Source organism: Prevotella falsenii DSM 22864 = JCM 15124, from assembly GCF_000613945.1.
Lineage (GTDB): Bacteria > Bacteroidota > Bacteroidia > Bacteroidales > Bacteroidaceae > Prevotella > Prevotella falsenii.
On record NZ_BAJY01000002.1, the window covers coordinates 81056 to 105869 of the forward strand.

Annotated in this window: 15 protein-coding genes and 2 pseudogenes; 11 read left to right on the forward strand and 6 right to left on the reverse strand. The window is 43.4% G+C overall.

Features of this window, described 5'->3' with window-relative positions; translation table 11 throughout:
- Positions 1–4: 4 nt before the first annotated feature.
- The 4 genes and pseudogenes from JCM15124_RS01480 (at position 5) to JCM15124_RS12820 (ending at position 5300) form a co-directional block, all read left to right on the forward strand.
- The gene (locus JCM15124_RS01480; RefSeq protein WP_024997999.1) at positions 5–1117 is read left to right on the forward strand and encodes an MORN repeat-containing protein; all 1113 of its coding nucleotides are present in this window, start codon (positions 5–7) and stop codon (positions 1115–1117) included.
- 19 nt (positions 1118–1136) lie between these two features.
- Positions 1137–3200 carry an alpha amylase C-terminal domain-containing protein gene (locus tag JCM15124_RS01485; RefSeq protein WP_024998000.1) on the forward strand — a complete coding sequence of 688 codons (2064 nt, stop codon included), beginning with the start codon at positions 1137–1139 and terminating at the stop codon, positions 3198–3200.
- A 5-nt stretch (positions 3201–3205) separates the two neighbouring features.
- A complete protein-coding gene (locus tag JCM15124_RS01490; RefSeq protein WP_024998001.1) occupies positions 3206–4171 on the forward strand; it encodes a hypothetical protein in 966 nt (321 codons plus the stop codon).
- Positions 4171–5300, forward strand: a pseudogene (locus tag JCM15124_RS12820) (glycerate kinase). Before JCM15124_RS01490 ends, JCM15124_RS12820 begins: the two are co-directional and overlap by 1 nt.
- Positions 5301–5400: 100 nt before the next feature.
- Here the strand turns inward: JCM15124_RS12820 and mltG are convergent.
- The 3 genes from mltG to JCM15124_RS01520 all read right to left on the reverse strand — a co-directional run bounded on the left by mltG (position 5401) and on the right by JCM15124_RS01520 (position 9349).
- Positions 5401–6435: an endolytic transglycosylase MltG gene (gene mltG, locus JCM15124_RS01500; RefSeq protein WP_024998002.1), complete on the reverse strand. Its 1035-nt coding sequence runs from the start codon at positions 6433–6435 to the stop codon at positions 5401–5403.
- Between the two features lie 872 nt (positions 6436–7307).
- Positions 7308–7985 (reverse strand): copper homeostasis protein CutC, encoded by a 678-nt coding sequence (locus tag JCM15124_RS01515; RefSeq protein WP_024998003.1) that lies wholly within the window; start codon positions 7983–7985, stop codon positions 7308–7310.
- 5 nt (positions 7986–7990) lie between these two features.
- Complete coding sequence (locus JCM15124_RS01520) at positions 7991–9349, reverse strand: alpha-L-fucosidase (RefSeq protein ID WP_024998004.1); 1359 nt, start codon at positions 9347–9349, stop codon at positions 7991–7993.
- Between the two features lie 242 nt (positions 9350–9591).
- Between JCM15124_RS01520 and JCM15124_RS01525 the strand changes: the two genes are divergently transcribed.
- The 5 genes and pseudogenes from JCM15124_RS01525 to JCM15124_RS12825 all read left to right on the forward strand — a co-directional run bounded on the left by JCM15124_RS01525 (position 9592) and on the right by JCM15124_RS12825 (position 18612).
- A complete protein-coding gene (locus JCM15124_RS01525; protein WP_024998005.1) occupies positions 9592–10620 on the forward strand; it encodes a hypothetical protein in 1029 nt (342 codons plus the stop codon).
- A 60-nt stretch (positions 10621–10680) separates the two neighbouring features.
- Positions 10681–12306: a hemin receptor gene (locus JCM15124_RS01530; protein WP_024998006.1), complete on the forward strand. Its 1626-nt coding sequence runs from the start codon at positions 10681–10683 to the stop codon at positions 12304–12306.
- A 254-nt stretch (positions 12307–12560) separates the two neighbouring features.
- The gene (locus JCM15124_RS01535; RefSeq protein WP_024998007.1) at positions 12561–14495 is read left to right on the forward strand and encodes a peptidase U32 family protein; all 1935 of its coding nucleotides are present in this window, start codon (positions 12561–12563) and stop codon (positions 14493–14495) included.
- A 7-nt stretch (positions 14496–14502) separates the two neighbouring features.
- Complete coding sequence (locus JCM15124_RS01540; RefSeq protein ID WP_024998008.1) at positions 14503–15639, forward strand: hypothetical protein; 1137 nt, start codon at positions 14503–14505, stop codon at positions 15637–15639.
- 487 nt (positions 15640–16126) lie between these two features.
- Positions 16127–18612: pseudogene (locus tag JCM15124_RS12825) on the forward strand (TonB-dependent receptor).
- 415 nt (positions 18613–19027) lie between these two features.
- Here the strand turns inward: JCM15124_RS12825 and JCM15124_RS01555 are convergent.
- Both JCM15124_RS01555 and JCM15124_RS01565 read right to left on the reverse strand, forming a co-directional pair.
- Complete coding sequence (locus JCM15124_RS01555) at positions 19028–20599, reverse strand: Rne/Rng family ribonuclease (RefSeq protein ID WP_024998010.1); 1572 nt, start codon at positions 20597–20599, stop codon at positions 19028–19030.
- Between the two features lie 272 nt (positions 20600–20871).
- A complete protein-coding gene (locus JCM15124_RS01565) occupies positions 20872–21150 on the reverse strand; it encodes an HU family DNA-binding protein (protein WP_024998011.1) in 279 nt (92 codons plus the stop codon).
- 182 nt (positions 21151–21332) lie between these two features.
- On the opposite strand from JCM15124_RS01565, the gene coaW reads away from it, so the two are divergent.
- Together coaW and JCM15124_RS01585 are read left to right on the forward strand one after the other, a co-directional pair.
- Positions 21333–22166 (forward strand): type II pantothenate kinase, encoded by an 834-nt coding sequence (gene coaW, locus JCM15124_RS01575; protein WP_024998012.1) that lies wholly within the window; start codon positions 21333–21335, stop codon positions 22164–22166.
- 213 nt (positions 22167–22379) lie between these two features.
- Positions 22380–23798 carry a sodium:solute symporter gene (locus tag JCM15124_RS01585; protein WP_024998013.1) on the forward strand — a complete coding sequence of 473 codons (1419 nt, stop codon included), beginning with the start codon at positions 22380–22382 and terminating at the stop codon, positions 23796–23798.
- A gap of 423 nt (positions 23799–24221) precedes the next feature.
- Here JCM15124_RS01585 and JCM15124_RS01595 read toward each other — a convergent pair whose 3' ends face one another.
- A complete protein-coding gene (locus JCM15124_RS01595) occupies positions 24222–24776 on the reverse strand; it encodes a glutathione peroxidase (RefSeq protein ID WP_024998015.1) in 555 nt (184 codons plus the stop codon).
- Positions 24777–24814 lie beyond the last annotated feature (38 nt).

Here is a 24814-nt window from a genome sequence, read left to right on the forward strand (position 1 = left end):
GCAAATGAAGAATCTGTATATCACAATAATATTTTCAGTAATGCCATTCTTTGCTATGGCGCAAAGTGGAGAAATAAAATCTATTGTTTCAAAAACAGGCGACCGATATAAGGGAAATGTTGCAAACGGCAAACCATCGGGACGTGGCAAAACAACTTATAAGAATGGTGATGTTTACGAAGGTGAATTTGTAAAAGGAAAACGTCAGGGCGAAGGAACTTATACTTTCTCAGACGGAGAAAAATATATAGGGCAGTGGTTTCAAGACCAACAACACGGCAAAGGTGTATTTACGTTTAAGAACGGAAATGTATATGACGGACTTTGGTACAAGGATTATCAGCAAGGACGTGGCATAATGCGCTATTACAATGGCGACGTATATAATGGTGAGTGGGATATGGACAAACGAAATGGTATGGGACGTTACACATTTGCCAATGGAGCGTATTATGATGGAATGTGGAAGAACGATGTTAAAAGCGGACACGGCCGCTTTGTATGGAGCGATGGCACAACCTATGTGGGCAATTGGGTAAACAATGTCAAAGAAGGCAAAGGCGTTTACATCTACCATGGTGGCGAGGAATATAATGGCGATTGGAAGAACGACCTACGCAACGGAAAGGGAGTGTATAAGTTTAGCAACGGCGACATATACGAAGGCGACTACCTTGATGATGAACGAACAGGACAAGGTATATTGCGTTATAAGAATGGTGAGCACTATACGGGACGTTTCTTGAAGGGCTTAAGGTCCGGACTCGGAACAATGGCTTGGAACAATGGCGATGTTTATGTTGGAAACTGGGAGAATGGTTTGCAAAGTGGGCAAGGAAAGCTGACCAAAAAGAATAAAGATATTATTGAAGGGCAGTTCCGTAATGGCAAGATGGACGGTCAAATTATAATCCATTATGCAGACGGAAGCAAATTCCGTGGTATGTATCGCGATGGAAAGCGCAACGGAGCTGCCATAGAACAAGATAAAAAAGGAATACGTTTTGAAGGTTCTTACCGTGATGATGTGCGAGACGGAAAGTTTACAGAAACCGACCGCAATGGTAAAATAGTCGCGCAGGGTTATTACGAAAATGGTATTCGACACAACAATTAACAGCAAAAACGAAATGGTTATGAAGGTTCAGGGTAAAGCAACTGCTGCAAAAAGGGCAGAAGACAATACTCAGTTGATGGGTATAGTAAAGAATGATAGTTATTTGGCTCCTTTTAACGAAGCTATTTCCGGCAGACATAAGCATGCCATGGAACGCATTAAGGAACTTACCGACGGAGGGAAGCAGACCCTTTCCGAATTTGCTAACGGGTATAATTACTACGGATTGCATAACGTAAACGGCAAATGGATATTCCGTGAATGGGCACCCAATGCCACAAATTTATATTTAATAGGTGATTTTAATAATTGGGAACGCAGCGAAGATTACCAATGCAGAAGAATAGAAGGTACTGCCGGCGATTGGGAATTAGTACTTGATGAAAAGAAAATACATCATGGTGATTTGTTCAAGATGTATGTGTTATGGAATGGGGGAGAAGGAGAGCGTATCCCTGCATGGGCACAACGAGTTGTTCAAGATGAAGGAACAAAAATATTCTCTGCGCAAGTATGGTGTCCTGAAGAAGAATATCATTGGAAACATAAAACCTTTAAGCCAAACAAATCTCCACTTCTTATTTACGAATGCCACATTGGAATGGGGCAAGATGCAGAGAAAGTGGGCACTTATGTTGAATTTAAAGAGAACGTATTGCCTCGAATTGTAGAAGAAGGCTACAATGCCATTCAGATTATGGCAATTCAAGAACACCCTTATTATGGAAGTTTTGGCTATCATGTAAGTTCGTTTTTTGCACCCAGCTCTCGCTTTGGCACACCGGAAGAACTTAAGGAACTTATCGATGAAGCACATTCCAACGGCATTGCGGTTATTATGGACATTGTTCATTCGCATGCTGTAAAGAACGAAATAGAAGGATTGGGAAACCTTGCCGGCGATCCTAATCAATATTTTTATCCCGGCGAACGCCACGAACACCCTGCTTGGGATTCGCTTTGTTTCGATTATGGCAAGAACGAAGTGTTACATTTCCTTCTATCGAACTGCAAATACTGGCTTGAAGAATACCATTTCGACGGTTTCCGCTTCGATGGTGTTACATCAATGCTGTATTATAGCCATGGTTTGGGCGAAGCATTTTGCAACTATGCCGATTATTTCAACGGACATCAAGACGACAATGCCATTTGCTACCTTACATTAGCGAATTGCTTAATACATGAAGTAAACAGCCACGCCATAACCATTGCCGAAGAAGTTTCGGGTATGCCGGGATTAGCAGCAAAGTTTAAAGACGGCGGTTATGGTTTCGATTACCGAATGGCAATGAATATTCCCGACTATTGGATAAAAACAATAAAGGAATTACCCGACGAAGCTTGGAAGCCCTCATCTATATTCTGGGAAGTAAAGAACAGGCGTAGCGACGAACGTACAATATCTTATTGCGAGTCGCACGACCAAGCTTTGGTCGGGGACAAGACGATTATTTTCCGCTTAATAGATGCCGATATGTACTGGCATTTCAAGAAAGGCGATGAGAACGACAGGGCAAGGCGTGGTATTGCATTGCACAAAATGATACGATTGGTTACCGCTGCCACTATCAATGGTGGATATTTAAACTTTATGGGTAACGAATTTGGACACCCGGAATGGATTGATTTCCCCCGAGAAGGCAATGGTTGGAGCTATAAGTATGCACGCCGTCAATGGAATTTAGTAGACAACAAGGAACTCTGCTATCATTTTCTTGGCGATTTTGATAAGAAAATGCTGGAAGTTATAAAGAGCGAGCCGAACTTTAACGATACGCCGCTGCAAGAAGTATGGCACGACGACCTTGACCAAATATTGGCTTTCAGTCGTAACGATTTGCTGTTTGTCTTCAACTTCTCGCCTTCACGCTCGTTTTCCGATTATGGTTTCCTCGTTCCTGATGGAGTTTACAATGTGGTATTGAATACCGATTCGTGGGAATATGGCGGTTTTGGCTTTGTTGATGAGAATGTAAAGCACGTTACTTTAGCCGATCCACTTTATGAGAAAGAAGGAAAAGGTTGGCTGAAACTGTATATTCCTGCTCGCAGTGCATTGGTTTTAAGAAAGAAGAAATAGTGCTGATGAGATTTGAAAGTAAGTTTATGCGCATTTCTTGCGCCATTGTATTTTGTGTATTCACATTCTGTTATCTGTACTTTTATCAGGCAGACATTCTTGTGCTTACACAGCATTTGGCATCAAACGGACAAACGCATTACGTGCCGTGGTTGGGTGCAATCTTAATAACATTTGTGTTGCAACTATGTCAAATTGGTATTAACTCTTTGTTGAAATTGAGCAAGCGTGGCTATGCACTTACTTACTTTCCTTCTGTTCTTTTGCTGACGATACTCACCGCCATTAGTTCAAATGTAACAACTTCGATTATTTTCGGAGTCTGGGCGTGGCTTGCTCCATTATTGTTAATTCTTTATGTCGTACTCGTGTTGTATGTACGGCGTTACGAACCATACGAACCGGAAGTGCGTGGTGTGGGGTTTACCTCTCAATTATTGTGGATAAACCTCGGTATAATGTTTGCTTTTTTCTTATTTGTGGGAATGTTCAGCAATTCCGACAAGCATTTTCACCAGAAAGTAAAGGTAGAGGTCTTGGTGCATAACCACAAGTATTGCAATGCTTTACATACTGTAAAGCAGATGCAGACAGTGGATTCTTCCACCACAATGCTTACGATATATAGTGTGGCTCGCATAGGACATCTGTCCGATAGCCTTTACGAATACCGCCTTGTTGGTGGCAGCGACGTGTTGCGTCCGGGCAAAGTACATTCGTTGCTATTGCCCGATAGCGTTATTGATAAGGCAACCAAGAAATCCGTACACTATCAATTAACAGGTTTCTTGCTTGACCGAAACTTACCGAAATTTACTCGTTTCGTAACGAAGTACTATCCTGTTGATAGTCTTCGCCCCCGATATTATGCAGAAGCCTACAAGTTGCATGCGCTATTGGCGAAAGGTTTAACACCGAAACCACCGTATGCTAAAGGCAGCTATACCCACTATTACTTTGCAAAGAGATAATGAAAGTTGTACTTGCTTTCGATTCTTTTAAAGGTTCGCTCACCGCAGAGAAAGCGGTAGAAGCAGCTGCAATGGGCGTAAAAGATGCCCTCCCGACAGCAGAAACAGTGTGTTTACCTATGTCAGATGGTGGCGAAGGTACAACCGAAACGCTTGTACGCTACACAGGTGCAGAATGGACGACGTGTAAAGTTCACAATCCTTTGATGCGCCCGCTTGTTTCTCGCTATGCTATCGGGACAAACCGACGTGTTGCATTATGGAAATGGCAGCGGCAGCAGGACTTACACTCTTGCAAGCGAAAGAGCAAAACCCGATGAAAACTACTACTTTTGGTGTAGGCGAAATGCTTCTTCATGCTGTCAGAGCCGGGGTGCAGCATATTCTTATAGGCATTGGCGGAAGTGCTACAAGCGATGGAGGCACGGGAATGCTGGCTGCCTTAGGTGCAAAGTTCTATATAAACAATTGCGTCATTGAATGTCCCAAAGGGGGCGACCTTATACATTTAACTTCCGTAGACCTTTCTTCGCTTGATGCTTTCCACAATGTTCAGATTGAAGTCCTTTGCGATGTCAGCAATCCATTGTTTGGGTTCAACGGTGCCGCATACGTTTATGCGCCTCAGAAAGGAGCAAGCTCGGAGGAGGTAAAACTGTTAGACAGCGGCTTGCGCAACCTTGCCCGCCTTTGTAAAGCAGATCCGTCTATACCTGGCAGTGGGGCAGCAGGCGGCTTGGGATATGCCTTTTGTTTGCTCGGTGCACAATTGCGGAAAGGTGTAGATGTTGTACTGGAGACGGCAGGATTGGCTACTCACTTGCACGATGCCGACCTTGTGATAACCGGCGAAGGCAAAATAGACAGTCAGACATTGAACAACAAACTTCCGTTTGGCGTAATGTCAATGGCTCGAACTTACAATATTCCCACGATAGCACTTGCCGGTTGTGTAGCCAATCAAGACCTGTTGATGTCGGCAGGTTTTCATAACGTTGTTGGAATTAACCCGTCGGACTCTCCTCTCAGCGAGGCTATGAAACCTGAAATAGCTGCTCACCGATTACGCAAAACAGCGAAAGAAGTCGTAAAAGAAATGTTGTTAAACGATAAGCATCAGGCAAAGTAAAGCTAACGAATATAGAAATAAAAACTATTAATTGTTGTTATGGCTCTTTGAAAGAAACAGAAACTTTCAAAGAGCCATATTTTTTTGATATAAACACTGCTTATTCTATTCCTCTTTCTGTTAATGCCTTGGCATATTTTTCGGCATTAACAGAATGTTCCTCGTAGGTTTCAGCAAAGTTGTGTGTACCGCTGAAATCTTCTTTTGCACACATATACAGATAGTTGTGGTGCACATAGTTTAAAACGGCATCGATAGCGGCAACGCAAGGAATGCGGATAGGGCCCGGAGGAAGTCCTTTGTACTTATAGGTATTGTACGGACTGTCGTAGCTTAACCATTTGTGATAGATGCGGTGAGCCTCGAACTTGCCGAGTGCAAACTTCACCGTAGGGTCGGCTTGCATAGCCATTTTCTTGTTTAGACGGTTGATATACATACCTGCTATCTTGGGCATTTCGCCCTCGTCGTCGGTTTCTTCGTCTACGATACTTGCCAAAGTCATTACTTCTTCTTTACTGAAACCATTGTTTTCAGCCTTTTGGGTGCGCTCGAAAGTCCAGAACTTCTTGCTTTCTTTTTCCATTTTCTTCAGGAAAGTCGAAACAGAAGTGTCCCAATAAAAGTCGTAAGTGTTGGGTATGAACATTGCAATGATGTTTTCACGGGTATATCCGTACCTTTGGCAAACGGCTTCGGAAGAGAGTGAATCCATGAGTTCCCGCTTTGAGAACATCAGCTTTTTGCTTACGTCGGTAGCCAAATCGTCAAGCGTGCGAACCGAGCGTATGGTGAGCGAGATAGAGGCTTGTCTTCCATTCTTGAAGTTGCGAAATGTCAGCAATGCGCCTGAACTGCCAATGGTGTATCTGCCGGGTTTTATATTGTCTTTATAAGAGAATACAGCTGCCATTTGCTTGAATGCCCATAGACTGTGCTTGGTAGACACTTTTTCCAACTTATGGTAAACAGAGTCTATGTTGTCATCGTGGTCGATAAAGATATACTCGGTCTTACCGCTGCTCGACATAGAAGAGAATAAAAAGAAGTAAGCAACTAAAATGCCGATACCGACGATAGTGCCAACTATCTTCAGATTTTTATGATTGTTCTTTTTGCGTTTTGATTTTGCCATATTGCTGTTTTTATAATGCGTGCAAAGGTAAGCATTTTTGTATGAAATCTGTACTAACTCACAAGCCAAAGAAGGCTATTTTTCTTCTTTTAACGTGAGTTCGGTATAAGATTTATGCCGGTATATTATGTATTAAGATACTTAAAGAAAGAAGTGATTATGATTTAATATGCTTATAATCAAGGAAAAGTAAAGTATTTCCGTCCTCGAATAGTTACACCGAACTCACGTTATTCATGAACGTTTTCGTTCAGCCAAATGAGCAATGCCAAATTTATTTAAGCATTGCCATGGCGAGAAAACGCACTTTTCGAGGAACGAGAAAAGAACGTAAATAAGACAATAAAAACGTAAATATTTTTCGCAAGTATAGCTGTTGTATAACTTTCTCTGCATCAGCGCATTACAAAACCTATTGTTTTGCGTTCCAAAAGCGGCTGTTTTGCACGGTAAAACCGTAGGTTTTGCGATGCAAAACCTACGGTTTCGCAATGCCAAAGCGCAATTATCACTTTTTAAGGGAATTTTCTTTACAGAATTAAACGGAAAATCTCTCGTTGTTTCATTCGTGGGCTTGCTTAAAAATACCTGCGAGATAGCTTGCTTAACTTTGCTTTTTATAACTAACTAACGTTATGGCGACGGTGGAAAAACGTTTTAGTGGCGTGCAAAAGCCTTTGTACTTTTGTTGCAATGGCGTTGTAACATTACTGCTGCGCATCGGCAACGCTATTGTAAACCGCTCTGCAATGTTGGTGCAGAGCGGTTTTACAGTAGGTTGGTTGCGGTAGAAGATAGGGTTATACCCACTCTTTTGCAGATGAATAACTGCTGTTTAATAGTATCGTATTCAGCGGTTTAGGTTACTTTACTTACTTTATTTGTTGAATAATCTGTGCCACTACTTCGGTAAGTGTTTCTTTTCTGCCGCTTTCTGCCATTCCCGATGCCGACCCATGTATCTCGGTTGCCCCCGTTTCTGCGAGTATCTTTTTAGCATTCAGAGGCGTAACGCCGCCGCCCGGCAAGATGGTCATACGTCCTTCGGTGTGCTTTATGTATTCTTTTAATGCCGGTATGCCTGCCTCGGCAGTGGGAGCTTGCCCCGATGTAAGTACGCGTGTGCAGTTCAAATCTGCAAGTTCGTCAAGTGCTTTCAGTGGGTTTCTGCAAACATCGAAAGCACGATGAAAGGTGAATGGCTTTCCTTCGCAGGCATTAATCAGTCGGCGTGTGGTTGCAATGTCTATGTCGCCTGTTGCGGTTAGTGCCCCGCAGACAATTGCATCGGCGTATGGAAGTACGGCTTTAATATCGGTTTCCATCGCCTTGACCTCCTCTTCGGTGTAACAGAAATCACCCTCGCGCACTCTGATAAGTACGTGAATGGTGAGTTCTGGAAACAGTGTGCGCACCGTTTTTATAAGTCCCAACGAGGGCGTTAGTCCGTCGAGCGATAGGGCAGAACAAAGTTCTATGCGTTGTGCTCCGCCCTTTACGGCATTCATAACGCTTTGCAGGCTTCCTGTGCAAACTTCTAATATCGGCATAATTGTTACTTTTCTATTTCTATTACATAGTCTACAACGTCCTTATGACTGTCAATGTGGACGGTAAGCGTTTTTGTTTTCTTGTCGTAACTGTACGAAAGTGGCTGGCGAGAAACAAAGTCGATGATGCGTTTAGGCTTTTTCGATAATACGCAGGAAACAGTTTCAGCATCTTGTTTCAACACGTGCAGGTAGGTCTTCTTTCCCTTTGATGTGCTCACACCCCAGTCGGCTTCAGCCACATCGCCTGCCATTGTTTCGTAAATGGTTTCCCCATACAGTTTCAGCCATTTGCCAATACCTTGCAAACGGTCGAGCGCAACCGCAGGAAGTTCGCCGTTAGGCTGTGGTCCGATGTTGAGCAAGAGGTTGCTACCCTTAGCCGCCGAGCGCACAAGGAGTTCTATCAGTTGGTTGGTTGATTTGTAATTGGTGTCTGCAACCTTGTATCCCCACATACCGTTCATCGTCTGGCAGGCTTCGAGCGGTAGGCGACTGATAGCCTGACCGGATAGTCCCGCCTTGTTTTCGCCGGGCAAATCGCGTTCAAACATTTGGAAATCTTCTCCGTCTATCGGCGTTATGTGGTGGTTGTTGCCTATCAGACAGGCAGGCTGAATGTCGTGAATGTAGCGGTAAAACTCTTCCATACGCCAATCAAACGGAATGCTGTCGCTGTCGTGATCCCAATAGCCGTCTAACCAAATAGCACCCACTTTTCCGTAGTTGTGGAGCAATTCGCTTACTTGTCCTTTCATAAAGTTGAAGTAAGTGTCGTAGTTGGGCTTCAAGTTTCTGCCTGTGTAAAGTCCCGTTCTACCGATGGGATAATCCTCGCGTATCCAATCGAGAATAGAATAATATATGTGCAGGTCTATATTCTGCTTATGGCAAGCATCGGCAAGTTCTTTCAGCACGTCGCGTTTGAAAGGTGTTGCGTCTACAATGTTGTAGTTGCTTTCCTTTGTTTTGAACATTGAGAAGCTGTCGTGGTGGCGCGATGTGAAAGTTATATACTTTGCTCCGGAGTCTTTAATGGCACTTACCCAAGCGTTGGCATCGAAATACGATGGATAGAAAGCCGATGCCGCCTTGGCATATTCGTCTTTGTTTATCTTGTTATTCAGATACCATTCGCCTTGTGCAAAGGTGCTGTAAACGCCCCAATGCAGGAATATTCCGAAGCGAAATCCTTCAAACCGTTTGCGTGCTGCAAGGTTTTCGGCAGTAGGAACATACTTCTCGAAAGCACTTGGAGCTGTTAATACCCGATTGTTTCTTTCTTGTTGTTGGCTGTTTGTTTGTGCAAAGATGGGTGTTGTCAATGCAATGCCTAATAACGATGTAGTAATTATTCTTTTCATGTTTATTTCTTAATGATTGTGCAAATATACTTAAAATGTTTGAAACGCGTGCAATGATAATGTCTCTTTATACTTTATAATATGACTTCAAGAAGTATTGGTTTACTCAAAAAATAGGGAAAAACCTATATTAAGTTAGGGAAAATCCGTATATTTGCACAATAAGATGTAGTATTTTTGCATTGGATAGAAAAGAAAACAAGAAGAAAACAGATATAAAACAAAGAGATGGAGGTAATAATATGAAAAAGTTTGTTCTACTTTCAGTTATGGCTCTTGCCTTACCAACAGCTTTGTTGGCGCAAGACGATGTGTATTTCACACCGTCGAAGGAGTCAGTTCGTGAGTATAAAGATGCGCAGAAAACCCACCGATACGCTTATTACAGTGGAATAAGCAAGTCGGATAGCGAATACAATCGACGGAATGAGTTAGATAAAATCTATAAAAAAATAGGTCAAGACTCGTTAGGAAACGATATTGTACAGTATAGAAGCCAAGACGGCGTATATCGAATAGATACGATTTATCAGTTCGACCGCTATTTTGAGAATACTGAAGACGACTTTGCCTATAGCCGTCGGTTAGGCAGATTTGAAGGTTTCTATGGCTATTACAACCCTTGGTACTATGATTATCCGTATTACGGATTCCGCTATTCGTACAGAAGCCGGGACCCTTGGTATTGGGGTTACTACGATCCATGGTACATGGGCTATTACGATCCTTGGTATTACCGTTACCGCGGTGGCTGGTATGACCCTTGGGGGTACGGCTATTACGGTTGGGGATACCCTTACTACTATTATGGTTTTGCAAGACCTTACGTCAGATACAACTACGCCGGAGGGCATACGGGCACAGCTAACCACTGGGGCGGTGCATACGGCGGCAGCTTTGGAAGCAGAAACTCTGTGTACAACGGACAACCTCGTAATGTCGATTCTCCACGTTCGTTCGGCAATATGAACGCACGCAGCGGTCAGTTTGGCAACTCAAGAAACCGAGTTGTGATTGAAAGAAACAACTCTTCTAACAACAGAGGCAGTAGTTTTGGCACGCTTTCTCGCGACAGAAAGCCTGAAAGCGCACCAAGAAGAGATGTTTTTGATAACAGAAACTCGTTCGACAGCCAGCGTAGTACACCACGTAACTACAATTCGGGTCCATCAAGAGGTCCTTCACACGCAGTAGGCGGTGGCAGTTTCGGTGGCTCACGCAGTGGCGGCGGTTCACATTCGGGTGGCGGCAGCTTCGGTGGTCGTAGATAATAATTCTTACTTTTTATAATAGAAAAGTTAGTTTAACAGGTCAAAAACAGACATATAATTATGAAAATACATCATTATTTGCTTGCAGCAACATTGTTTTCGTTGCCTGCAGCAGCACAGGAAACATACGAGAACGCCCGTTTGACGGGTAACGACCTTAACGGTACAGCCCGCTATGTAGGTATGGGTGGAGCAATGGAAGCCTTAGGAGCTGATATTTCTACCATAGGAAGCAACCCTGCAGGTATCGGTTTGTTTCGTCGTAACACACTTTCGGTGAGCGGTGGCTTGCTTATGCAGAGCAACGGCAAGGAGTTTGCCGATGGCAAAAAGACCAATGCAAGTTTCGACCAGATAGGTTTTGTATATTCAACACGTGCGGCTTACCGTTCAAATATAAACTTTGGATTTAATTACAGCAAAGGCAAGAACTTCGACTATATATTGAATGCAAGCGGCAGATTAGGACGTGGTTCGCAAAACAACCAGTCTTACTTGAAGCACGTACTCGGTTCGGAAAACTATGGAGGCTTTGACGTTCGTAAGAAGAATAATATATATACAGGTTTCGTAGACCCCAAGAGCAATAATGTATCGTGGACGTGGAGCCAATTAGACTATTTGTACTTCAACACGCTGTTGCCCGATGCTAATAAAGAAGGCGATTTCAAGAGCTATCTTGCCGATTCGTATGTCTTTGACAAGGCAAATACAGGTTATATAGGTAATTACGACTTCAATGTCAGTGGTAGCATTGAAGACAAAGTGTACCTTGGTATAACCTTCGGATTGAAGGACGTAAACTACGAATCGGAAAGCAGATACGACGAGAAACTCTCTAATGGAGTTGGCGACGTAACGGTTCGCGACATTCGTCGTATTACCGGTACGGGTTTCGACCTTACCGCAGGTATTATTGTCCGCCCTGTATTGGATTCTCCTTTCCGTTTGGGTGCATACGTTAAGACGCCTACTTGGTATGATTTAATTACCGAAAATACAACCCGTATCGACAGAAACACCAACACCGGCGGTAAAAACGACTGGGGAGAAGTGCCTAACAAATACGATTACAAGATGTGGACACCTTGGAAGTTCGGTGTTTCGCTCGGTCATACCGTGGGCAACTACCTTGCATTGGGTCTGACATACGAGTACGAAGACCACGCTTCAACCAACACGCGCATAAACGATGGAGGATATTACAGTGGTTATTACGACGAGTATTTTGAAACTTCGTCGCCCGATAAAGGTATGAACAGGCACACCAAACAAGCCTTGCAAGGGGTAAGTACATTGAAGGTGGGTGCCGAGTTTAAGCCAACAACCGACTTCGCACTGCGTTTAGGCTACAACTACGTTAGTCCTAAGTACAACAAGGACGCACAGAAAGACCCTACGGTTGTATCTCCCGGCAGCAGCTATTCGTCTGCAACCGACTTCGTTAATTGGGAAGCAACCAACCGATTTACGTTCGGTGTGGGCTATCAAGTGAAGAAGTTCAACATCGATTTGGCTTATCAGTACAGCGCACAGAAGGGAACTTTCTATCCGTTCTCTACGATGAACTTCGATATAAGAGACACTGCAACGGGCAAAACTACATCATATTCCAACGAAGCAGCCGGAACAAAGATTGATAACAATAAAGGACAAATCTTATTGACAGTGGGCTACCGCTTCTAAAGAAAGTATATTACACATAATATAAATAAAGGCACGACAAGTACACTTCGTATTTGTCGTGTCTTTTTTATTGGGTAGTTGCACCTTTAAATATTAATTGATTGGTAGGTGTCTGTGCTGTTCCAAACTTGCAACTGCTTGAAAGTAATGACGGAATTGAAGTAGGAGTGGGAGGCGAAGTGCCTGTTGGATTAGATTTTTTAATACAGTCTTCTTCCTTTTCTCTTTTTTATTGATTATCTTTGTGCATTGGAATGCAGAGCAAGGATAATAAGATGCGAACAATAGAACTATTGGCTCCGGCTAAGAATTTGGCTTGTGGAATAGCAGCAATAGACCACGGTGCAGATGCCGTATATATTGGTGCAGCCAAGTTTGGTGCAAGGCAATCGGCAGGCAATAGTGTAGAAGATATAGCTGCGTTGTGCGATTATGCTCACCGATTTGGTGCAAAGGTGCATGTAACGGTGAATACAATCATCTACGACAACGAGATAGACGATATGTTGCAGCTTGTTCGCGAATTGGAAAAGGCTAAGGTCAATGCCCTGTTAATTCAAGATATGGGACTGTTGAAGGTTTGCAAGGAACAGCTAAAGACTGGCATATCGCTGCATGCCAGTACACAATGCGATAGCAGAACTGCCGAAAAGGTGCGTTGGCTTGCTTCTTTGGGCTTTGAACGGGTGGTGTTGGCACGAGAGTTGTCGGTGCAAGAGATAGCCGATATACATACAGCTGTGCCCGAAGTAGAGTTGGAAGCCTTTGTGCACGGGGCACTTTGTGTGAGTTACAGCGGTATTTGCTACGCTTCCCAATATTGTTTCGACCGTTCAGCCAATCGTGGAGCATGTGCCCAATTCTGCAGAATGGCATTCGATTTGAAAGATTCCGACGGCAGAACAATAGAGCATCAGCGTTATCTTCTTTCGCTGAAAGATATGAGCCAAATAGATAATCTTGAGGCGTTGATGCGTTCGGGAGCCTGTGCTTTCAAGATAGAAGGACGGCTGAAAGATATTAATTATGTGAAGAATGTTGTGTCGGCATACAACCAACGTTTGAATGCCATCATAGCAAAGCACCCCGACGAGTTCCGACGCGCATCGTTTGGAAAAGTGGAATGTAACTTCACACCCGACCTTAACAAGACTTTCAATCGTGGATATACCCATTATTTTGCCGACGGACGGCAGCAAGGCATTTTCTCGCCCAATACGCCGAAAGCGTTGGGAGAATATGTTGGCAAGGTAAAAGAAATGCGGCGCGACTCGTTTAACGTTTCTACGACGGCAAGTTTTGCCAATGGCGACGGTCTGTGCTTCATTCATCGGCAAACCAACCGTGAAGGACGAACGGTGGAAGCATTGGAAGGGTTTCGTGTAAACAAGGCTGTGGGCAACCGGTTGTACCCTTACAAGATGCCACAAGGCTTGAAAGCGGGTATGGGTTTGTACAGAAACCAAGACCAAGCTTTCGAGAAAGAACTTGCAGGACAGTCGGCAGTACGCTCTCTGCCCATTGATATGGAGTTCGGATTAACCCCCGATGGCTATTCGCTGACGGTTCGTTTAAGCGGCAACGGTGTTCCAAAGGTAGAAGCAAAAGCTACCGTTCGGTTTGCACATCAGGAGGCCAAGAAACCCCAGCGCGACAATATCGTCCGCCAGCTCACCAAGTTGGGCAATACCATTTACACTTGCGAGGGAATGGAAATAGACAATGATGCCGACCAATATTTTGTTCCGCGCAGTGTGCTTGCCGAGTTAAGGCGCAGTGCCATTGACAGTTTTGCATGTCAGCCGTTGTTTTTTGAAGAAGCAAACACGCTGAAAGAGCACGATTTGGGCAACACCAATGGGGCAGCTTTTCAATACATAAATCCATCGCAATACAAGCGTTTCCCCTACCTTTACAACGTTTCCAACCGTGCGGCAAGGGCTTTTTACGAGCAACAGGGGGCAAACGTAAAGTCTGCTTTCGAGTGTATGGACACGAAACCGATGCACGATGAGGCTCTTATTATGCAGTGTCGCCATTGCATTCGCTATTCGTTGGGCTATTGCGTGGTGCACGGCGGCAAGAAACCAACGTGGAAAGAGCCATTGTTTTTGGAACTTGGCGACAAGAAACGCTTCCGTTTAGAGTTCGATTGCAAGGACTGTCAGATGAATATATATGCTGAATAACGACCGAATGAAACAACGATTTGAACATAGCAAGCCATTAAAGAACCTCCGAGAGATGTATGTTTATTTCGGAGCAGTGGTTTTGTTGCTTCTTCTTTCGCTTGCTTCTACAAGTTGTTACCACAAGAAAACGCCTTCAAACTTCCGTCTTCCCGACAGCGTTCAGGAGGCACAGATTTCCCGGCGTATACTTCCGAACCACGATTCGCTCGATTTGATGAAACAAACCGATAATAGTTTAGGGTGGTCCGGCAGTACGACGAAGTTGGATTCGTTTGCTTTCCGTGTGAAGCATCATTATTCAGAGGGATTTAATTTTGTAGTAAGTAAAGACTCCCTGATGCTTCTAAGGCAACAACCGGAGGAAGCTGTGAACAATCTTGAAACCGATTCGTTTGCTGTAACGAAGGGAAAATCGTTGGTGGTAGCCGATATTCGCATTCTTCCGAACGACAGTATCGATTCGGTCTGGGTGCGCATTGCCACGGAAGATTACGCCTTTGGCTGGGCGAGAGAGAAGCAACTGCTGAAGAAGGTAGACCCCGACACGCCCATATCGCAGTTCATTTCTCTGTTTTCAAACACACACTTGCTTATCTTCTTGGTTGTTATTTCGTTGATTGGCGTAAGCTATCTGATGCGAAAGATTATGAAACGCAATGCCAACATTGTGCATTTCAACGATATAAACTCTTTTTATCCGACGCTGTTGGCAATCATTGTAGCGACGTCGGCGACTTTCTATGCAAGTATTCAGCTCTTTGCGCCTGAAACATGGCGGGAGTTTTACTTCCACCCATCGCTCAATCCGTTCTCGCAACCTATACTTTTAAATATTTTCCTGTTGCTTGTCTGGGCAATGTTGCTGGTAGGCATTGCTGCTTTCGACGATGTCCGCCGACTGCTTCGTTCGGGCGATGCTTTTATGTATCTGTGCGGTTTGGCAGCCATCTGTGCGGTAAACTATATTGTTTTTTCGGTTCTCACCTTATACTATATAGGCTACCTGCTTCTTTTGGTCTACATTTATTACGGCATTCGGGTTTGGTTCAAGAAAAGCAGCGATGCTTACGAGTGCGGAAACTGTGGTTCTCGTCTTCACAGGAAAGGGCGTTGTCCCCATTGCGGTGTGGTAAACGAATAGTTTTTCGGTTTACTTTTCTTTCTTTTTGCAGCGAAACCGCTGCAAGACTATTCTCTTCTTAAATAGTTAATCAATAAGCCATATTCTTGTTTTTAATGTTAATATGCGGGGCTTACAAAGGTTCTGACATTGTTTCTGATAGGTTTCCGTTTCACAAGAAACCGTATATAATACAATCTTTCTATGTACATTTTCAAATTATCTAAGCTTTGGGAAATACTTATCAAAGGTTAGAAAAATTATTATCAGAGTTCTGAAAAGTATTTCCTAAAGCTTGGATAATTCAATTTTAAGGCACATAAATATCTTCGGAACCGCACTCTTTTTTATTCTTAATGCTTCGGAAGGACATCGGAACGTTGCCTTTGCAACATCTCATTGCCGTCTTGTTTGTATTTCCTAATAAATAAGGATTGTGTAATTATTAGGTTTTCACTACCTTTGCATTCGCTAAGCGATATTAAATTAATGCAATAAAGAAATGGTAATGAACAAGATTTTACTTACATTTTTATGTGCTTCACTCCTGCCAACTTCATTGTTGGCAGATGACAATGAAGAGATTAACGACACCGTACGCATTTACGACATTGAAGAAGTATATGTTTACGACAACCCCAAAGAGGCTTACCGCCTTCGTCAGCAACCATTAAACAGCACTTCTTTCAGCCAATTGCAGTTGAAGAGCCTTAATACACAAGACCTTCGGCAGCTTTCGGCTTTCGTTCCTTCGTTCGTAATGCCCGAATATGGTTCTCGTTACACATCGTCGATGTATATGCGCGGCATAGGTTCGCGTGTAAATTCGCCTGCGATGGGAATGTATGTAGACGATATGCCCATTCAGAGCAAGAGTGCTTTCAACTTTCATACTTACGATATAGACCGTGTTGATGTGCTCCATGGACCTCAAGGCACGCTCTATGGCATGAACAATGAAGGCGGATTGATACGTCTTTATAGTAGAAATCCGTTTTTATATCAAGGCACAGACCTTAAACTTTCGCTCGGAAACAAGTTCCGGCGCAAAGCAGAGATAGGGCATTACACAAAGTTGAACGATGAAACGGCTTTCGCTGTTTCGGCTTTCTACAGCGGACAGAATGGTTTCTTCACCAATAAGTTTAATGGTGAGCGTGCCGATAAGTTCAACGAATTTGGTGGAAAAGCCCGTTTATTGTGGAACCCGACCCATCGGTTGAACTTCAGTTTCGTAGCCGACTATCAGTATGTGAACCAGAACGGATTCCCTTACGGTCAGATAGTAACGAAAGAACAGATAGCTACTGCCGACATAACTTCGCCTTACTACGCTTTGAAGGCGGGAACACAAAGTCCAAGCCAGAACCGTCAGAGTGTTTACAGACGCAATATGCTGAACACGGGGGTAGGTGTAAAGTACAACGGCAATGGTTTTGTGCTTAACTCTATGACCTCTTGGCAGTTTCTTCGCGACTATATGATGATGGACAACGATTATCTTCCGCAAGATTTCTTGCATTTGGAGCAACGCCAATTGCAAAACTCGCTTACGGAGGAACTGTCTGTAAAGAGCAAAAATCATAGTCGTTGGCAGTGGGCATTCGGTGCTTTCGGTGCTTATCAATGGCTGAAAACCGATGCACCCGTTTATATTGATGGCGATATGAATAAATATCTTTCACGCCGTATTACCGATGTTGCATATAACGGTGTGCTTGCAGCAATGACAAAACGAATAGCCGCAGAAATGATAAAGAAAGGTATACCCGAAGAAAAAGCTATGCAAGCAGCAGCAATAGCGGCAAAAGCTGCGATAGCAAAGGCAGGCGGTATAAGCATAAATATGCAGATGCAACCTATCTTGGGACTTTTCCGCACGCCAACTTTCAACTTGGGTTTCTACCATGAAAGCAATATCGACATTACCAACCGCTTGCGTGCAACGCTTGGTTTGCGCTACGACTACTCGCACGTGGCAATCGACTATAAGACATCTGCCCGCTTGCTGATGGACGAAAGTGTAATGGGCGTGAAGATAAAGCCTACAATTACATCGTTGCTTGCCCATCACGAGAGCAACCATTTCAAAGAATTGTTGCCTAAGATAGGTCTTACTTATCGTCTCGACAATGGCAACAACGTTTATGCAACTTGGTCGAAAGGCTATCGTGCAGGTGGTTATAACATTCAGATGTTCTCGGATATATTGCAGACAGAGATTGCAGCAGCGGCTCAAAAGGCGCGTGGCGACATTGACATTGCGCACGATGAGGCGTATTATAGCAATATTGCGAAGACCATAGAGTATAAGCCCGAAACAAGTTTCAACTATGAAGCAGGTGCTCACTTGAACTTAATGGACGGACAGATGAAGCTCGATTTGGCTGCCTTCTATATGCAAATCCGCAATCAGCAACTGTCTGTATTGGCAAACAACTACGGATTTGGTCGTATGATGACCAATGCGGGAAAGAGCCACTCGTGTGGTTTGGAGGCAACATTGCGTGGCGTTGCGCTCAACGACAAGCTGTCGTATGCTTTAAGCTATGGTTTCACGAGCGCAAAATTCGACGAATATGTCGATTCAACCGCTGCCGGTGTGGTGAATTATAAAGACAAACGAGTGCCATTCGTTCCGCAACACACCCTTGCCGGCAATGCCGATTATCGTATTGATGTAGACCCCGCAGCCTTGCTCGACCCATCAAACAGGTTCCATTTGCGCTCTGTTACAGTGGGATTGAACTTGTCGGCACAAGGCAATACCTATTGGGACGAACTGAATACCATATCGCAAAACTTCTACGCAACATTGGGCGCACACGCAGATGCCGATTTCGGACCGATGCACATTAATCTTTGGGTGCGCAACCTTACCGATACAAAGTACAACACCTTTGCTGTGCAGAGTGCTGCAACGGGAACAAAGCATACTTCGGGCAGCTTGGCAACCCTTTCCAAATAGGTGTTGATGTGTCTTTCCATTTCTAACGAAAGAGAAAAATTGTTTGTTTATAGCGAAAAACAAAGGTTTTCGATACATTAAATATATTGTTGGAAATCCTAAAAACCGCTTTGCTCTTTACGAGTTTGGCGGTTTTTATTTTGTTCGTCGGTATCTTTTTGCAGATTGCTCGGTATCTTTCTGTAGATTGCTCGGTATCTTTTTGCAGATTGCTCGGTATCTTTTTGCAGGTTGCTCGGTATCTTTTTGTGGATTGCTCGGTATCTTTTTGCAGGTTGCTCGGTATCTTTTTACAGATTACTCGGTATCTTTTGGAGAGGTGTTTATGTAAGCTCATTTTAAACAAAATAGTCTATAAAAAAGATGTTATATCCGAACGATATAACATCTTTTAAATAGAACCGCAAAGTTCTTACATTATCTTAAATAAATAAGTGTTGTTTACAACTTGTCGTTGGTATCCTTCATGTCAATGAACTGACGTTTGTTGTCGTAGAACTCGTATTGCATAAAAGCAAGTTTCTGCGATGGTACAATCTTGACACCGAGCCCATACTTCATCTGCCACTTCATTTTCAAGGAAACAACGCCTTTGTTGATGTAAGCGGCAACGTATGGGTGTACGTGCAAGTAGAACTTCTTAATGCCAACCTTATTCACAAGTTGGGCTATCTTACGTTCAAGCAGGTCGGTAAATAGCAAACTTGAACGTATTTTGCCTGTACCAAAACAAGTTGGGCAATCTTCTGCCACATCAACGTCCATGACCGGGCGGACTCTCTGGCGGGTTATTTGCATCAAACCGAACTTGCTCAATGGCAAAATGTTGTGGCGGGCACGGTCTTTCTGCATCGCTTTGCACATACGCTCGTAGAGCATTTGCCGGTCTTCCGCCAAGTTCATGTCAATGAAGTCTACTACAATAATACCCCCCATATCCCTCAAACGGAGTTGGCGAGCTATCTCGTCGGCTGCGCCAAGATTGGTATCAAGAGCATTTTGTTCCTGTCCTTTCTCCTTTGTTCTGTTTCCGCTATTCACATCGACAACGTGCATAGCTTCGGTATGTTCAACGATGATGTAGCAACCGTGTCCGTAGTTTATTGTTTTTCCAAAGCTCGATTTAATCTGCTTCGTTACGTCAAAGTTGTCGAAGATAGGCAACTTGCCCGTATATTTCTTTACTATGTTTGCCTTTTCAGGGGCAATGAGAGTAACATAGTTCTTTACGGCGTTGCAAATCTCCTCATCGTTTACATAAATATTCTCGTAGGTGGGATTGAAGAGGTCGCGAAGCATACCTACCGCACGTCCTTTCTCTTCAAAAATGAGTTGTGGTCGCTCTTGAGTCTTTTGTACTTTTGTTATGGCATCGTGCCATCTTCCGTATAGTACTTTCATCTCAGCGTCGAGTTCCGCCACCCTTTTGCCTTGTGCCACCGTACGAACAATCACGCCAAAGTTCTTCGGGCGAATGCTCTGTATGAGTTGCTTCAGGCGGGCGCGCTCTTCTCCACTTTTAATTTTGGTAGAAACGTTTACTTTATCCCCAAAAGGAATGAGTACGATATAGCGTCCTGCAAAAGAAATTTCGCCTGTCAGGCGTGGTCCCTTTGTAGAAATGGGCTCTTTTACTACTTGCACCATTACATCTTGACCCACTTGCAGCGTGTTCTGAATACTGCTATCCTTTTGCAAGTCGGGCAATCTGCCGGCTTTTTCAATGGGGAAAAGTCGTTTTCTGTCGCTTTGTACCTGTTTGAGATATTTAGCAAAGGAGTTGAACTGACTTCCTAAATCAAGATAATGAAGAAATGCGTCGCGTTCATAACCAACATCTACGAAGCAGGCATTAAGCCCCGGCATTAGTTTCTTGACCTTCGCAATGTAGATGTTTCCAACTGAGAAATTGGCTTCTCTTGGTTCGCGTTGGTATTCCACCAATCGCTTGTCCTCAAGCAATGCAATCGAAATCTCTTTCGGTTGGGCATCAATAATTATTTCGCTTGTCATTTTCTTCTGTTCTTATAAGCATCTTTTGCGACGCTTATCCAATAAAAAGCGAGACGTGCCGTCGCACTCCGTCGTAGGAGTTTATTGCGATGACATGCCCCGTCATGTTGAAAGACTTAATAGGAGTCTTCAGCCCGATGAGGCTTACTTGCTCTTATGTCTGTTCTTTCTTAATCTCTTCTTACGCTTGTGCGTAGCCATCTTGTGTCCCTTTTTCTTCTTTCCGTTTGGCATAGCTTTAAATGTTTAAATTGTTTATATTGTTTTGTTTATTATTTCTTCATATCCTCGATGAATGTCTTCGCCGGTTTGAAGCTGGGGAAGTCATGTGCAGGGATAGTAATCGTTGTGTTTTTTGAAATGTTGCGTGCTGTCTTCTCGGCGCGGTGCTTAACGATGAAGCTGCCAAAGCCACGAAGATAAACGTTCTCCTTGTTCTCTAACAAGCTGTTTTTTATCGCGTCCATGAAAGATTCCACAACTGCTGACACATCTTTCTTAGATATACCTGTCGAAGATGCAATCTCATTGATAATATCTGCCTTTGTCATTTTGTTTTGTTTGTCTATTAATTATACTTATCTTGTTATCTCATCATAACGGAATGCAAAGATACTCATTTTCAGATAAGTAGAGAAATGTTTTTCGCTTTTTTTTGCAAAAACTCTTTCATAAGCTGTCTGACAATCTACTTTTTTTTGTATCTTTGCCATGTAATAATATATAAGGTGTTATGAAAATAGCTATTGGAATTGATGTCGGAATATCGACAACAAAGATAGTTGGAATAAGAAACGGAGAGGTGGTGCGCCCTTTGCGCATCAAGGCGACCGACCCTGTAACTTCTCTTTATGGTGCATTCGGAAAGTATCTGTACGACAACAAGATAGAATTGAGCGATGTCGGTAAGGTCATGCTTACGGGTGTGGGCTCTGCCTATATAGACAAGCCTGTTTATGGACTGCCTACGGAAAAGGCTGACGAGTTTTTAGCCGACGGATTAGGTGCTCGCTTCGAGGCTAACCTTAATCGTATGATAGTTGTTTCGATGGGCACCGGTACTTCGCTTGTGTTGTGCGACGGCGACGATATTCGCCATATCGGTGGCATTGGAATAGGAGGAGGAACGCTGAATGGGCTTTCGCGACTGTTGCTGAACACCGACGACATTCATCAAATATCCGACTTAGCAAAGAAAGGCGATATAGGAAATATAAATCTGCAGATAAGCGATATATCAGCGAAGCCTTTGCCCGGCTTGCCAATGAATGCTACTGCGTCGCTTTTTGCCAATGCACGTGGCAATGCACGGAGCGAAGATGTGGCATTGGGACTTATCTGTCTGGTGTTGCAATCCATAGGTTCTGCAGCGATTTTAAGTGCATTGAACAGCGGAATAAAAGACTTTGTGATGATAGGAAATCTTTCGCGTCTTCCTCAATGCAAGATTCTTTTTCCAATGATGGAACGCCTTTACGATGTTCATTTCATTATCCCTAAGTACTCGGAATACTGCACTGCTATTGGCAGCGCATTGCAAGCCTGCGATGAATTAAAGCTCGGTTAAGAATAAAAAATCAGCTCGTGAAAGTAGAAAAATACTTTTAACGAGCTGAAAGTGTGTGTGTCATAGCATTGTTTTATGCTCTTATCGTTTTATTAACGTAGTATTGCATTCCATGAAGTGCCGTCGTCGGGGCTTGATTTATGTTAGCAAAGTTACGAAAAAAGGTTTTATATACAAACTAAAATACCAACTTATTTTCTTCTTTATTGTGCAATGATTATTATTGGAACCATACTTGTTTATTTCTGTCTGCTTTTGTTCATCAGCAAACTGACGGTAAAGAAAAGCAGTAACGATTCGTTTTTCCGTGCAACTCGCCGGTCGCCTTGGTATCTTGTGGCGTTTGGCATGATTGGTGCAAGCATTTCGGGCGTAACATTTGTCAGCGTGCCCGGTATGGTGATAGGGCAGAATATGGCTTACGCACAAACTTGTATAGGCTTCATCTTCGGCTATGTGTTGGTGGCTTTTGTGTTATTGCCTATTTACTATCGCTTGAACCTGATAACAATATATTCCTTTTTGAAAGAAAGGTTAGGCGTGCGGAGTTACAAAATGGGAGCTTCGTTTTTCATTTTGTCCAAGATGTCGGGGGCTGCCGTAAAGTTTTATGTTGTCTGCATGATACTGCAACGCTTCGTTCTCGACAGTTTCAACGTTCCTTTCCCACTTACTGTTGTCGTGCTGGTATTGCTAATATGGCTTTATACACGCAAAGGCGGCATCAGAACATTGGTGTTTACCGATTCTTTTCAAACGCTGTGCATGTTCCTGACCTTACTCCTTATTATATATAAGGTGATGGGTGCATTGGATTTAAACCTGTCGGAAGCCTTTACTGCCGTAGTAAACGACAGCCATTCGCAGATATTTGTCTGGGACGACTGGGCTTCCAAACAGAACTTTTGGAAGCAATTCCTAAGTGGTGTGTTCATTGTTGTGGTGATGACAGGGCTTGACCAAGATATGATGCAAAAGAACCTGACGTGCAAAACCTTGCGCGATGCACAGAAAGACATGTGCACTTATGGTGTGGCTTTCTTGCCTGCCAACTTGTTATTTATGGCTTTGGGCGTGTTGCTTATGATGTTTTTGCAGCAAACGGGAAAGCCTTTGCCTGCTTCGCCCGACGAACTGATGTTGTTGCCCGTAGCCGGCGGAATGTTGGGCAGTGGGGTAGAGGTGTTGTTTGCCATAGGTGTGGTAGCCGCCTGCTTTTCGAGTGCCGACTCTGCACTTACTTCGCTCACTACCGGTTACTGTGTAGATATTTGCGAACAACCAACGAACGAAAGCCTGCGTAAGCGTGTGCATATAGGTATGTCGGTAGTTTTTGTACTCTTTATCTTGGTTTTCAGGGCAGTAAACTCTACAAGTTTAATCGATGCGGTTTATATATTGTGCTCTTACACCTATGGTCCGCTTCTCGGCTTGTTTGCCTACGGCTTGCTGACCCGTAAGACGGTGAACGACCGCTTGGTGCCTTACGTAGTTGTGGCAAGCCCGTTGCTTTGCTTTTTGTTGGACAATATGGCTTTACAGCTATGGAACTATAAGTTCGGTTACGAGTTGTTGATGCTCAATGGACTATTGACGTTTATGGGATTGTTGGCTACAAGAAAGCTAAAATAAGAAGGGGCAGTTGATGTTTTCGGGAGATTGATTTTCTTTATCCTGCTTAAGGATTTTACTGAAAAATAGCACCGGATTTGTAAAGATAATTCTGTTAAAAAGTGATATAATCGCTTTGGCGTTGCGAAACCGTAGGTTTTGCGATGTAAAACCTACGCTTTTACCGTGCAAAACCTACGGTTTTGGAATGCAAAACAATAGGTTTTGCAATGTATTGATAAACAGATGGTTATCCGATATGTATGTTTGCGAAAAATATTTACGGTTTTATGGCCTTTTTTCCGTCCATAAAATAGGTTGTTTCATCAAGCTTCTATTGTTCTATAAGAGTTGGAAATGAGAAGGCTGAGAATAACAAAGAGTAGAAAGATAGCCCACTTTGCGGTTTTCTTTCTACTCTTTTTGCTTATTGTGCGAATGTTTTTATTCGGCGAGCAACTTCTCTATTTCCTTCTCAATGTTTTCGATTTTCTCTGTTGGTTCGAAGCGTGCAACAACTTGTCCCTTCTTGTTGATAAGGAATTTTGTAAAGTTCCACTTAATGTCCGACTTCTCTTTGTAGTCCGGGTCAGCCTCCGACAACATCTTGTCGAGTATAGGTGTGAGCTTGTGGCTTTCGTCCCAACCTGCAAAACCCTTTTGTTCTTTCAAGAATTTGTAAAGTGGGTCAGCATCTTCGCCGTTTACTTTAATCTTCTTGAAGCGTGGAAATTCTGTACCGTATGTAAGTTTGCAGAATTCGTGAATGCTCTCGTCGGTTCCCGGAGCCTGCTGTCCAAACTGGTTGCAAGGGAAGTCGAGCACTTCAAAACCTTGTGAGTGGTATTTTTTGTAAGTAGCTTCAAGCTCATCGTAAGTTGGTGTGAACCCACATTTAGTAGCTGTGTTTACAATTAACAACACTTCGTTGGCAAACGCCTTTAAAGAAATTTCGCCGCCTTTTCTGTCTTTGACAGTGAAATCATAAACTGTTTTCATCTTTTTATTTTTATTTTTAAATGACTACCTTGTAGTAT

What these genes read in the sequence shown, in the direction of transcription:
- JCM15124_RS01490 (WP_024998001.1), top strand. Translation starts at nt 3,206, where the DNA reads ATGAGATTTGAAAGTAAGTTTATGCGCATTTCTTGCGCCATTGTATTT.
- JCM15124_RS01485 (WP_024998000.1), top strand. Translation starts at nt 1,137, where the DNA reads ATGAAGGTTCAGGGTAAAGCAACTGCTGCAAAAAGGGCAGAAGACAAT.
- JCM15124_RS01520 (WP_024998004.1), bottom strand. Translation starts at nt 9,349, where the DNA reads ATGAAAAGAATAATTACTACATCGTTATTAGGCATTGCATTGACAACA.
- JCM15124_RS01515 (WP_024998003.1), bottom strand. Translation starts at nt 7,985, where the DNA reads ATGCCGATATTAGAAGTTTGCACAGGAAGCCTGCAAAGCGTTATGAAT.
- JCM15124_RS01530 (WP_024998006.1), top strand. Translation starts at nt 10,681, where the DNA reads ATGAAAATACATCATTATTTGCTTGCAGCAACATTGTTTTCGTTGCCT.
- JCM15124_RS01540 (WP_024998008.1), top strand. Translation starts at nt 14,503, where the DNA reads ATGAAACAACGATTTGAACATAGCAAGCCATTAAAGAACCTCCGAGAG.
- JCM15124_RS01555 (WP_024998010.1), bottom strand. Translation starts at nt 20,599, where the DNA reads ATGACAAGCGAAATAATTATTGATGCCCAACCGAAAGAGATTTCGATT.
- coaW (WP_024998012.1), top strand. Translation starts at nt 21,333, where the DNA reads ATGAAAATAGCTATTGGAATTGATGTCGGAATATCGACAACAAAGATA.
- JCM15124_RS01525 (WP_024998005.1), top strand. Translation starts at nt 9,592, where the DNA reads ATGAAAAAGTTTGTTCTACTTTCAGTTATGGCTCTTGCCTTACCAACA.
- JCM15124_RS01480 (WP_024997999.1), top strand. Translation starts at nt 5, where the DNA reads ATGAAGAATCTGTATATCACAATAATATTTTCAGTAATGCCATTCTTT.
- JCM15124_RS01595 (WP_024998015.1), bottom strand. Translation starts at nt 24,776, where the DNA reads ATGAAAACAGTTTATGATTTCACTGTCAAAGACAGAAAAGGCGGCGAA.
- mltG (WP_024998002.1), bottom strand. Translation starts at nt 6,435, where the DNA reads ATGGCAAAATCAAAACGCAAAAAGAACAATCATAAAAATCTGAAGATA.
- JCM15124_RS01535 (WP_024998007.1), top strand. Translation starts at nt 12,561, where the DNA reads ATGCAGAGCAAGGATAATAAGATGCGAACAATAGAACTATTGGCTCCG.
- JCM15124_RS01565 (WP_024998011.1), bottom strand. Translation starts at nt 21,150, where the DNA reads ATGACAAAGGCAGATATTATCAATGAGATTGCATCTTCGACAGGTATA.
- JCM15124_RS01585 (WP_024998013.1), top strand. Translation starts at nt 22,380, where the DNA reads ATGATTATTATTGGAACCATACTTGTTTATTTCTGTCTGCTTTTGTTC.